The 12,824-nt window shown below is 38.8% G+C and carries 6 protein-coding genes; all 6 read right to left on the bottom strand.

The annotated features are described in order from the left end of the window. Positions 1–20: 20 nt before the first annotated feature. The 6 genes from H8744_RS08270 to H8744_RS08245 all read right to left on the bottom strand — a co-directional run bounded on the left by H8744_RS08270 (position 21) and on the right by H8744_RS08245 (position 12,674). The gene (locus H8744_RS08270) at positions 21–3,320 is read right to left on the bottom strand and encodes a M6 family metalloprotease domain-containing protein (RefSeq protein WP_262434385.1); all 3,300 of its coding nucleotides are present in this window, start codon (positions 3,318–3,320) and stop codon (positions 21–23) included. 110 nt (positions 3,321–3,430) lie between these two features. Beyond that, complete coding sequence (locus H8744_RS08265; RefSeq protein WP_262434384.1) at positions 3,431–5,974, bottom strand: T9SS type A sorting domain-containing protein; 2,544 nt, start codon at positions 5,972–5,974, stop codon at positions 3,431–3,433. Between the two features lie 186 nt (positions 5,975–6,160). Next, positions 6,161–7,729, bottom strand: a complete 1,569-nt coding sequence (locus tag H8744_RS08260; RefSeq protein ID WP_262434383.1) for a tetratricopeptide repeat protein — start codon at positions 7,727–7,729, stop codon at positions 6,161–6,163. Positions 7,730–7,977: 248 nt separating this feature from the next. Continuing rightward, positions 7,978–9,039 (bottom strand): IS5-like element IS1169 family transposase, encoded by a 1,062-nt coding sequence (locus tag H8744_RS08255; protein WP_008777670.1) that lies wholly within the window; start codon positions 9,037–9,039, stop codon positions 7,978–7,980. A gap of 71 nt (positions 9,040–9,110) precedes the next feature. Then, the gene (locus H8744_RS08250; protein WP_262434382.1) at positions 9,111–11,252 is read right to left on the bottom strand and encodes a SusC/RagA family TonB-linked outer membrane protein; all 2,142 of its coding nucleotides are present in this window, start codon (positions 11,250–11,252) and stop codon (positions 9,111–9,113) included. Between the two features lie 27 nt (positions 11,253–11,279). Further along, positions 11,280–12,674, bottom strand: a complete 1,395-nt coding sequence (locus tag H8744_RS08245; protein ID WP_262434381.1) for an IPT/TIG domain-containing protein — start codon at positions 12,672–12,674, stop codon at positions 11,280–11,282. Positions 12,675–12,824 lie beyond the last annotated feature (150 nt).

Below are 12,824 nucleotides of genomic sequence, written 5' to 3'. Positions count from 1 at the left end.
ATCTTGTCCTCGTCTTTTTATTATTTAATAATGAGCTTGGTCGTACTACTACCCTCCTGTTTGATCAGACGGATCATAACAATCCCCTCATATCCATTAACTGGGAAAGATTGTTCAGTACCGTTTGCAACAGCATCATAAAGGATAAGCCCGGAAGTAGTTGTACAAATAATTCTGTCACCTGCATTCAAACCCTTAGCATAGATAACACTTCCATTTGTGGTAAAACGAACATCCGATTCGTGCATAGCATCTTCGATACCGGTTGACGTCGTCAAATAAACAGGATCGGATCCTCCATAAAACAACATTCCGTCACCGGCATATACTTGTACAACGTAAGTTTTACCTGCAGTAAATTCACCAGGTGTTGTCTCTTCGATAGGTATGGATGTTCCATTCACTGCGCCCGCAGCGAGTTGATTCCAGACCTTACCGTCATTGTATTCAAGTGTAAGATATTTCAAACGGATATTTCGACCTCCATATTGACAATTGAATCGTACTTTGAGATATTTTTTCCCTTTCATATAGTCGGTCAATATCATCTCAATCCCTTCACTATTGAATTCCGAAATTCTTTGAGTAGGTCCTATCTGTTCCCAAGTGGTACCGTCTAAAGTACCTTCTACATTGAAAACGGTAGTACCCGTAGGACCGGAAGAAGTAATGATAAACAAACAGTTAGTAATGCCATCAGCAAAATTTCTCGTCTCAGCGATTCCGCTCCCTGTAAAGTTCAACGAACCTGTATTAGCTTCTACTTGCCCCTCCAAACGGGTAAAATATGTGATAGGAACAAATACGGAAGTGGTATAAACTTCATCCGTCACTTCCGAAAATTCAAGAAAATATTTCTTAGCATCCGAAACAGATGTCCATTCTACATTTAATGTTCCTTCTCCAGCCTTCTCAAATTTAGTAATAGTAGGAGTACCCAACCTACTTGTCAAATAAATCTGCCATAACCAAAGATTATTCTGAAGTTTCTCAGAACGACAAACAAAAGCAATGTACACTTCTTTTCCAACATATTCACTCAAATCAATCTCCTCTGGAACCATTTCGCCAAACCTATCGGCAAACGAAAAATGCTTCAGTAAATGGAAATCTTTCAATTCACGGGAATGTGTAGAGATATATACATCCAATTTTTCTAAAGTAGTACTTTCTGTCACTCCACGCATAAAATAGAGACTTCCGTTTTCAGGTACCAGCATTCGGGTCGATATCAACCAATCATCTGCATTATTCCAATAATCAAACTGATAGACTATGCCACCGGAACTTTCATCAAAAATCCAAGTAGTACCGTCACCGTTATTATCAATGACCTTCCAACAATCAGGTTCACCGTTAGTCCATGACGTAAAATCACCGATATAAGGTGCAACAGCAACTTTGCATTCAGTAGTAAAAGGAATGGCAGCCCCATACACCACCGTTCCGTCGGCTTGCAGCATATATGCTCTTACATTATAAATGCTTCCCGGTTGTAGACCTGTTATAGTATAATTTATTTGATCTGCTACTTCCACCCTTTGATGAGTTCCTTGGATAGTGGGTTCTTCTTTTAAAGCCCAACAAAATCCCATTTCCGTAATATCCTGCGTTTTATTTTTTAATGTCGCTGTGACCTTTACAGAAGTATCCCTAATATCTTCCGGTACTTCTGTACGAATAACAGCCCAATTCTCTACACCACCTTTTACCTGAAAATAGACAATGCCTTCCTTTTCCAATATATTGGTAATAGGAGTATTTGTTTTTTCTCCTTTCCAGTTCAATGCATTGGGAACGGAAGTATCGGTAAATTCCGTATTTCCCGAACGCCCTGGATAAGTATCTCCATTACGTGTGTTTGTATCATCGATGCCATCTGCCGCTTTGATATACATACAACGATGAGTCGCGTTATTATTCGGTCCATTGACCGACCAATATTTTTCTACCATTTCCTGCGTATAATCATAATGGTAAATCAATAATCCGTGAGCCGGTAAATAGGTATCCCATCCCTTATTCTGCCTGTTCTCAAGTATAAACCATTCATGCCCGGTTCCTTCGGCACGTCCAGGTTGTGCATTGATATAACGTGCCACATTATCAGCAATGGACGACAATGCCACATCTTCGGGGGCATTCAATTCAACGGGTTCACACCATCCCATCTGCATCCGTTCGAATGCCATCAGACAAGGTGGTGTACGACTATCATTATTGTAACTACCGGAAGCATACAAACTATAATCTCCCGGATCAATGCCGTAGCCATTCAGGTATTCGTCGGTGTCGTACATGTCCTTTAACCCGAGAATATGCCCGAACTCATGAGTAAAAGTACCGATACCATCCATCTTGGTACCGCTGGCTCCTACTAATTCCGCAGAACAAGAATAGTTGTTAATTGTAATCCCGTCTATTATGACAGCTTCGTCTCTCAACGTCCAACTATGCGGCCACATATCATCACCGTTACCAGTACTCGCTTCACTATATCCGGCATAAATCACATATACATTATCCATATAACCGTCCTTATCATTGTCATATTTTGAAAAATCCATATTCGGATTATCCGCTTTTGCCATCTGACAAGCCTCCACAACCATACCTCGCGGATTTACATCTTCACCCGTTTCTTTGTCATTACCGGCATAATAGATTTGTTCATGTTCCAACGTATAAGGCCCTACGACAGAAAAATTCGGAATGAATTTACCCATAGAGTTATCGCGATAGTAGTCTTTCACACTGCCCGTACCACCATCAACAGAATAATTCTTTTCATTAAGCCATTTATCAAAATCGGTACTTTCAAAACTAAAAGCTTTATCTTTAAAATTCACAAGAATAACCAAATACTGGCTTTCTGCAGCTTCACCCGCTCTTGTACGTAAAACCGGATTTATAATATCTTTACCCAATATCTGAGCAGGGGCTTTCCTACTTCCTCTCGGAGATTGGAGTAAAGCATCCTTTAATTTTACGAGTGGAGTCAGGGTATTGACAAAATGGGTTTCACCACTCTCTCTTTTATCAAAATTGTGTACTATTTGTTTGGAGATCGTTCTCAGATTTCCGGCTTTTCCGGTATCGATATACTTAAAATATCCGTCTCTATCACGGCTTATCAGATATCCATCTATCGTTGTCACATAGTGGAAATTCTCATCTCCGTAAAGTCTAACGGTGAGAATCGTTCCATCCGGTTGCTCAATAGTTACCGGTCTTGGATTGGCCTTGATAGCAAATGCGTTTTGTGCCTGACACAACAAAAAGCAGAGGAGCAAGATGAAAAAGTACTTGTTTTTTCTCATGTCTTTGTTTTTTTAGGAATTAAAGAATCGTTTTTATGAAAATAAGGAATCAGAACAGGTTTACGGGGCAAATACTCCCCGTTCCTGTTCTTTTTTGTAGAATACCCGAATTAGTTTCTTACAATAACTTTTCGAATGTAATTGCCAATCTTAATAATGTAAAAACCTTCCGGTACAATAAACGATGTATAAGAAGATATGCATCGGGATTGAATTTTCTTTCCTGAAAAATCGTATATATCTATATTTACCGATTGATCCCCCGGATTAACAATAATTGCATTATTTTCTACCCGAACTGGATATTTACCTTCGGATATGGGATCCAAACCTGTCACAATAGCTGATCCGGAAACATTTACTATCGTATTTGCATAGCTCATTTCCAGCTTCAAGACATATGTTCCCGCAGCAGTAACTTCATATTCAAGCCTATATTCAGAATTACTTTCCCCTGTACTATCATAGTAATAATTGGATTGAGCCAATGGAGTGGTTTCATTACATTCTTTAAACAATGATAGCGTGAAATCATTTGCAGAAGCGACTTTAAAATCTCCGGGTTGCAAACTAATGGCATACCATACCGGATTACTCCGCGTAGCTTCCTGAAATGTCACTTCACCCGGAGTTAAAGCAATCGGAAGAGAACAAGCTTCACCGGGCAGCAAGTCACGAATAGCAAGAGTAAGCTTCTTATCTGCCTGTACCGAACAAGTTACTATGTTAATAAGCAGCACATCATCTTTCTCTACAACAAATTGTCCTTCAAACCATGTTCCATCACTGTTAGTTTGTGTAATATTGACCGGATAAGCCGAACAATCTCCCGATTTGACAAACACAGAAGAAGATTTACGGGAATCAGCAGATTGCTCGTAGAGAATGTCGGCAGTAACAGTAACCTTACCATCTTGTGTAGCCGTATATTTATACCAATGATTCAATACGTTTTCAGGAAGTGGAGTATCACCGGCCTCTACCGGAATTGCCATACTGCAAGATTCACCTTCCTTATAAACTTCCTCAGAAAGAGTGAAATGAGTAGCTTCTTCGATATTATCGAATTTAATGAGATAATCAACTCCGGTCGTAACTTCCATTTTAGTAATTGTACCGACTTTTACAGCATCATAATCTCCATATCCCTGACATGATTTCGGGAAGCTTACTCCTACTGTAATATCCGTATCAATCAGAAGCCAACCATCTTTAGTCGTTTTATATTGGCAATATTTCACAGCCCCTACTGACAAGTCATTTTGCCCAGTCTTTGCAGGCAAAGGGTTAGAACATATATCACCTTGAGCGATGTTTTCATACGAAATAGTAAAACTATACGAATTAAGCCCTTCGCTGCAACTCCAAACAATCATATAAGAAGTATTTCCTGCAACTTCATTTTTAATAAAATCTTTACCTTGAGCTATTGGAGTGTACAGATTATCCAATGTATACAGCTTCACACTCGTATTACTGTTCTGTAAATTAGCCGCTTTTGCATCAACAATAAGGAAGCGGGAATCTCCTTCAGGCACATTTACCTTATAATAATAGGTACCATCATATTGAGGTACTGTGTAAGAACCGGCTTCTATTATTATCGGGGATTCTGTCGAATCTCCCATCTTGGGATCTTCAACTGTAATATCGAACATCTCATCAGAACCCGTTTCGTCTGCCCTTTCTATACAGATCAAATAAGTAGCACCTGCATCAACTTTGCACCTGATCGCAAAATATCCATCTATACTGGCGTATGGCGAATAATCGGAACAAGTTTTATATATACTTATATTCCCTCCGGGCAAGCCATTATCAGATGCAAGGAGCATAAAACCATTCTTACCGACCGTATATTGATACCAATATTTGCCGGTTGCTTTGGGCAATACATTATTATTCTCTTTACCAATGAACGGCATATCGCAAGAAGTACCTTCAGTAGGATGAGTCAGCTTGAAACTTGCCATAGCAGGGGTGGAATACAATGACACTTCAACTATATAATTCTTGCCTGTTTCCACCGCATATTTAGCTACATATTTACTACCTATATTAGTGATGGCTAATGACTCGCTTGCACCTTCGCAGCCTTCATGCACCACCAAAGATGCAGGATAGCTTCCAAAGGTCATTTCCAATAGTCCTGAATCTATGCAAGCATAAGAAAGAAATGTAGGTTTAGTCTGATACGTTTTGCTATCATAATAAGAAGGAACAAAAAAATCCGACTCCGTGGCAGAAATAGCATCCCCACAAGTGGCTCCTCCTTCCACATCAGCATCTTTCAAAACCGCTGTAAAGTTGACGGTACTTTCATTATAAACACCAGCTGCAAGATATACTTTTTGCCCTTTTTTAATAGGGAATATACGAACATTTCCACTATTAATGCCACTGATCATAGTACTATAGGTTCCATCTTCAGACAGTGTAATGGTTGCAGAACCATTAGCTGTCTGCACAGTGAGCAATTTCCCTTGTTCGGCAGGTGCCGTATACACATAATATACGGTATTTTGACCCGTAGAACTTTCAAATGTAAATGAAACTGTCCCTTCTTCGAAAGGAAGTGCGGTCTCCACTGTCGTTTGAGCATAGATGCCAAACACAATGCATAACAAAATACTAGAAAGTAATAGTCTCTTCATAAACCTAGTGCTTTAAATTGTTAATAAGAAAGAGGTGAATTATATTATAGTTCGATAGTATTGTCCTCAAATATAGAAGATATTAAAAGAAAAAATGAATTTAAAAGGGGATAAAAAGGGGATGGTATATACGCATAAATAGGTATATTCCAACTATAGCACTCAGGTATACAGTATGTTATATAATTAAATCGAAATCAAGTAAGAATAAAGTGACTTTGTCCCATCCAAACCTAATTTATGGGTAATTTGTTGTTTCTTTTTTTTGCAATATTCAGGTGTAATGTTAAGTAATGAAGATATTTCTTTTGTACTCAAATTTATATAGACCAAAGACAAAAAACGTACCTCATTGGCTGTCAGTTCAGGATGCCTATCTATGAGAGAATTGATAAAAGTATCGTTTACTTGTTCAAAATAAGTCGTAAAATGTTTCCATTCTTCATTCTCCTCCAACTGTTTCCGTAGTTTCCGGATCGCTTCTTTTAATTTCACATCTTTCGACTTCTTAATCGTATCCGAAACAGAAAGTATATCCAAAATTTCTTGAATGAGACTGTTTCTATTGGCGACAACCAAAGCGTTTGAAACCAATTCCCTGCCTTTCATCTCTATCTCATGTTGAAATTGCCTTCGTTCCAGAAATGACTTTGCTTGCTCTTCATCTAACTGATTCTGTAACAATTGTTGATTTTTCTTTTCCTGATCCAATTCAAGTTCTACGATCTTTTTCTGTTGCTTGTTCTTGACAACCTGGTTGACCAAAGCCCATATCAATATGATTGCTATCACAACCGAGAGCCCCCAAAATATCAGTTCCGTCTTATGTTTAGTTTTGTATTCTTCAAATTCCTTTTCCTTTTTAAAAAACTCAAATTGAATACGGTTATTCTCAAATTGCTTCTTTCCTGTAATATTCCACAAAGAATCTACGGCAAAGATCATGGAATCTTTATAAGCAAAAGCCTTTTCATACCTGCTAATCGCATAATAGGCATCAGAAAGATTACGATAGAAAAAGTTACGTTCTTCTATATTAAGATTTCCTTTTAATGCATCCAATGAATAAAATATAGCAGACTGATAATCTTCCATCGCCATGCAAGCATTGATCAATGACATTTGAATATCAACCCATAACATACTATTTCTAATTTGTTTACCCGCTTTCCGATAGAGTTCCAGTGCCAAATCATACGCTTGCCTGTTTTTCCCTTTGTTGAGATAACAATTCACTTTCAAGGTATGTAGTTTGGTCAACTCAAGGGTATATTTCTTTAGCATATTTTCTGCAATATCCAAGAAATAATCTACTTGCACATAATCATTCAATCCCATGGAAACACTAACTAAATTCATAGCACACCCACCAATAAACAAGCTATCGGTAGTTCCCTTAACCGTGTCGTAGACTTTCATATAATATTCATTCGCTTTCTCCATCTTATTATCTTGCATGTAAAGTCCTGCAATATTATTCAGTATACTCATCTCTTGGCGTTTGTCCAGTTTGTCCACAGCTATTTTATAAGCCTCAAAAAAATTATTTAAGGCACCATTATAATCTAATAACTCTGCCTTATTAATTCCAATATTCTTCAGGATACGAAATAATTTTTCCGGTGATTTTTCATTGATAGCCAATTGCTTGGCTTGGGATAATAATTCTAAAGAATATTGATAATCTTTTTCTATTGATGCTTTGATTGCTATTTGAATCAAGCTGTCGCAACTCTCGCTTGCGGATGAGGTCATTGGACAACATAGACCTTTCAAAAACAGAATTATTATAAAAATATAGCGCATGATTTTCATATACACGATTATTTAAAGGTGAGTTCTATCAATTCAATTTATCCTCTTGTATCAGACAGCAGAACTCTTTAACTGCCCAATTTGTGAGCTTTAGTCTTGCAAATTTAGCGAATATTTTCTACCCCCCCCCCCGATTTTTACAATAATTAACTTGTGTTTGTTGTAAAAATTGGATGTGCAGGCATAATTCACCCCAACAACTCAGGTTTCAGCCTGATTATTTGCGTGTAACGACTGATGTTATACACAAGACTGGTGAATGCTACATTGGCTTTAGCACGAATAAGCCCTACTGTACGCACCACAAGTCCACGCATGGTTTGTTCCTCAAACCCGAATACATGCTCGACAAGGCAACGTGTCTTGGATTTTTTCCTATTGTCTGATTTCTGCTCCTTGGTAAGCGGACGGTTACGGTAGCCCTTTTCGCAAATTATCGGATTCATCTTATGCTGTTTTACAATCTCCTCTTGTCCGACATAACCGGCGTCCAAATACAAGTCCTTGCCTTCGTCTTTTTCATCCAGCAGTCCTTCAAAGCCTTTGGAATCATGCACTTCTGCCGACGTGGTATCATAAGAAAGTATGATCTTATTGCGTTTCTCAACTTTAGTATGCTGCTTGTAGCCGTAAAAAGTCTCATCACGCTTCTTTGTCCAGCGGGCATCTACATCCTTGTGGCACTTCTTGTGGGGATTGTCATTCCACAACTTATCACCCGCTCCCTGTTTTATCTGCTCATTTTCATCACGGGTGTTACGTTGGCGAGGGGCAATAACAAAACTGGCATCAATGATGCGACCCTCATTGAATTGCAGACCCTTACTTTCCATGAAACTATGAAATTCCGAAAAAAGCTTGTCATAAACGCCTGTATTTGTCAGGAGTTCGCGATACTTCCACACCGTCTTCTCGTCAGGAACATCGTCAACACATTCAATACCAAGAAACTTGCGGAAACTCGTACGGTCAACTATCTGATACTCTATCTGATGGTCACTCAAACCATAATAACGCTGAAGAAACAAGACCTTGAACATCAGCACACAGTCTATCGGCGGACGACCGGCATTACTTTTGCGCTCTCCGGTAAAAAGGGCTGATTCAAGAGTAGGACGAAAGATCTCAAAATCAACATACTGAGACAACACTTCAAGAGGATTGCCCATTTCATTCAAACGCAATTCACGATTCTCTGACTCAAATAGTTGATTATAACGAAGCTTACGGTATCGGGATAACTTGTTCATTATAAAATTCTTATTTTCTGCAAATTTACGCTCTTGGAACCATATAAACAACTGTACTACAATATTTTAATTTATAGAACTCCTCTGAACAATGATAAATCTAAACCAAGGTCATGCTTGGTTGCAACTTCCCATGTTACTCCTGTAGAAGCAACCCGACTATATTGTTTGCCTTTATACTCTTTACTAAAGTTGTAATCACCCCAGTTATAACCGGCATCTACTGTTGAGATATCATATAAGAAGGGGAAACGATCACCGCCTATATCATTACCGGCACGTCCCCAAGAGTAACGTACCTTAAACATGTTGATCCATTTCACATTATTCTTGATAAATGACTCTTCTGCAATGTTCCAAGCACCGGATACAGCAGGGAAGAAACCAAAACGATGACCAGTAGCGAAGTTCTCAGAACCTGTATAACCAAAATTAAAATTAGCGAAATAGCGATAGTTCCAATTATAAGACACCTGCCCTGACAATCCTTGATGGCGAATAGCGATACTATTCTTCAAATCGGTACCAATATCATAGGTTCTGATCTTAGAATCCTGAGAATATTTTACCACACCTCCCAAATGGTGGTTGGCAAAAGCACGGTCATAATGCAATTCCGCCTCAAAAAACTCACTGCGGTCACCGGAACCATTAGAAGATTGGCTCATCTCACCGGCAGGAGCTATACGTGTAAAAGTAATCTCACCATTAGCATCACGATGCCGTTCAGCTTTCCACTGTTCGGGCCATTTATGATGCTTTATCCAGTTCGTATTATAGGTATCAAAACCAAAGCGACCAATGAAGTTCAACCCTTTTGTGACAAAATCCAACTTTTGTTCCAACGTAACATTTGATTGCATCCGGTTAATCCATGTCTCTTCATAACCTGTCTGAGTAGCACCAACCCAAGGATTGGTTTTATCATTTTGACCTGAAGCGGGAACCAAACCATTAGAGTACATTACCGGAATACTCACAGGAGTCTGTCCTACCAACGCATTCCATATACCTGCCGTACCATGACCGGGGTTATTTTGCTTTTCCAGAGAACCTGAAATACCAACTTTCAATAAAGTAGTTTTTGTTATATCCACATCGGCATTCATACGATAATTCCAGCGTTTAGCATTCGAATTAGTATCGTAATCCTTCTTCAGATTCTCATCAGTATTATACATACCTTGATCTTCCACATAACTAGCAGATATAAAATAGCGGGCATTTGTACCACCACCATTCATATTTAATGATGCACGATAACTCATAGCCCCATCTTTCAAAAGCAAATCCATCCAGTCTACATTCGGAAGCAAATCCGGATCAAGGTTATGCTGTAGAATGAATAATTCGTCATCTGCAAAGATCGGTGCCAAATTACGGGTAACACGAGCCTCATTCATTAAATTAGCATACGTCACACCATCAACATATTCAGGGGTCATGGTACGGGTATTATAGGTAGTTTCTACTTTGGCATCGATGTTAATCTTACCTACTTTACCACGTTTTGTGGTTATCAAAACAACACCGTTAGCACCACGTGAACCATAAATGGCAGTTTCAGAAGCATCTTTTAATACCTGAAATGTTTCGATGTCCTCAATATTGAGATCTGTCAAATCGCGCTCGAAACCATCGACAAGTACCAAGGCGCTGCTACTCGCACCAAAAGTCGAAATACCACGAATCCAGAATTCAGAAACATTCTTACCCGGCTCACCAGTAGTTTGCATCGCCATGATACCGGCCACATTACCAGCCAAGGCATTCGTTATGTTATTGCTAGGGGTAGACTTCAAGTCATTCACATTTACTGAAGTTACAGCACCTGTTACTGTCAGTTTCTTTTGGCTACCAGTACCAGTAATCACCACCTCATCCAACACACTGGAAGTATCCTCTTTCATCTTGACATTAACCACTTTTTGTGTTTTAACCAACACCTCTTTTTTCTCATAACCGATATAAGAGAAAATCAAACGGTGGTACGCCTCCATCTTAATGCTATAACGACCGTTTATATCCGTTATAGCTCCTAAACCCGGTACATCTTTTACTACGACATTTGCACCAATCAGAGGTTCCCCCATCTCATCGGTTACAATACCTTTTACAACAATAACTTCCGTATCATCTTCCTGCTGCGCAGACAGATTATAAGAGAAACAGAACAAGAATAAACTTGTCAATATAATAAATAAATTTTTCATATATAATAGACGTGTTTGTGCATAATATTATTCAATTGCAATCATACGAATTCGATGATTCTTTAAGTCACCGATATAAAAGGTTCTTGTCACTTCATCAAATATAATACCGTTGGGTTCATGGAAACGAGCCTCTTCACGCAAGTCTCCATCAATAAAGCCCCAAACATCGTTATTCATACTCCGACTTCCGCGACCGGCAAACGTGGTCACCCTCCCTTCGGGAGTAATTTTACGAATACAATGATTGAAAACATCGGCCACATAAAAATCATATTCATCTTCTCTGCCGGCATACTCTTCATTCTTCACAAATGTACCTTGCTGAGGAATATTAAATCGCGCACTGTTACCGGTACCATCTACCCAGCCAGACTGTCCTACCTCACCACAGAATAAAGTCGGATTCTTCAAGCGATGATTCACCCAATCATATTCAGTTTTCAAGATATAATTACGGTTCACAACAATGATATATGCATAGTTGCCAGTGGGATGGAATACTACGTTATATTCCCATTCGCGATCCTGAATAGTAAACAGCTTTTCAGATAATCCTGTTTTCCAGTCATAACGATACATATCACCTGTAAGAAATGCATTATAATACAACTCACCGTTTACCGGATGAGTAGCAGACGTAGTACATTTTTCATTTGTATACATCAGCGGATAAGGCTTTTTAAACAATTCCCTACGATAAGCTATAGAGTTAGCAACTGTATGCTCTCCTCCCTTTTCATTGGCAATAATCATGGTATCTCCTCCAAGCGTCCAAGTAATAGTGCGAGGACGATCCCAATGTCCTTGACCTCTTGTCATCACAGTGGAAACTTCCTTTTTCTCCAAGTCTATTAAACGAACATTTGAATAGTATTCTACCAAATACAGGTGCCTGTTGTTCTTTGGATCAAATGAAAACCATTGAGGTCCTTCAAAACCACAATCATCAAAAGGACCATCCTTTACTTCATATTCTCCAGTCGGGCTGACATAACCACACAGGGTAGAAACCACTGTTTTATGTTCATACTGGAACTTTTCATCGGCAACTACAGTCGTTTTATTATCACCCGAACTGACCGTTAGTTCAATTGTACCTTCGCTTGAACGAGGTGGTACGATACAATAAATCGATCCACCGTCCGATCCAACAACCTTGGCTTTCTCGCCACCGATTGTTATTGAAATCTGGGATACATCCGTTCCAAAATTACTGCCAAGAATATACAAACGAGTACTGGCAGATCCTTTCTTCGGAGTAAAATCTGTAATCTCAACAGGCTTCGACGGATCATACGCTATCACTTCGCCCGTTTTGATAGCACTTTCCTCCGTACAACTGTAACAAATTGCCATGAATAAAGCACATAGCAGTAGCAGGGTTCTATCTTTTAGAACCCTAAATTTCTTACATTTCATAATAAATTAGAATTAGAATAACATTATTATAATCCTGAAAACCAATCTTTTTTTCTTAAGTAAAAGTAATACCTATTACCAATTTAGCGTACCTATTATCTATAAATAACAAAAAGAAAAAAATTATCATATACCTCTTTTTAACAGGTA

This window comes from Jilunia laotingensis, assembly GCF_014385165.1.
Classification (GTDB): domain Bacteria; phylum Bacteroidota; class Bacteroidia; order Bacteroidales; family Bacteroidaceae; genus Bacteroides; species Bacteroides laotingensis.
The sequence above is the reverse complement of the archived record's forward strand: the minus strand, read 5'-3'. Positions and strand labels throughout refer to the sequence as shown.

Bases quoted from the DNA above. Each gene is read 5' to 3' on its own strand.
- H8744_RS08270 (WP_262434385.1), bottom strand. From the start codon at position 3,320: ATGAGAAAAAACAAGTACTTTTTCATCTTGCTCCTCTGCTTTTTGTTG.
- H8744_RS08265 (WP_262434384.1), bottom strand. From the start codon at position 5,974: ATGAAGAGACTATTACTTTCTAGTATTTTGTTATGCATTGTGTTTGGC.
- H8744_RS08260 (WP_262434383.1), bottom strand. From the start codon at position 7,729: ATGACCTCATCCGCAAGCGAGAGTTGCGACAGCTTGATTCAAATAGCA.
- H8744_RS08255 (WP_008777670.1), bottom strand. From the start codon at position 9,039: ATGAACAAGTTATCCCGATACCGTAAGCTTCGTTATAATCAACTATTT.
- H8744_RS08250 (WP_262434382.1), bottom strand. From the start codon at position 11,252: ATGAAAAATTTATTTATTATATTGACAAGTTTATTCTTGTTCTGTTTC.
- H8744_RS08245 (WP_262434381.1), bottom strand. From the start codon at position 12,674: ATGAAATGTAAGAAATTTAGGGTTCTAAAAGATAGAACCCTGCTACTG.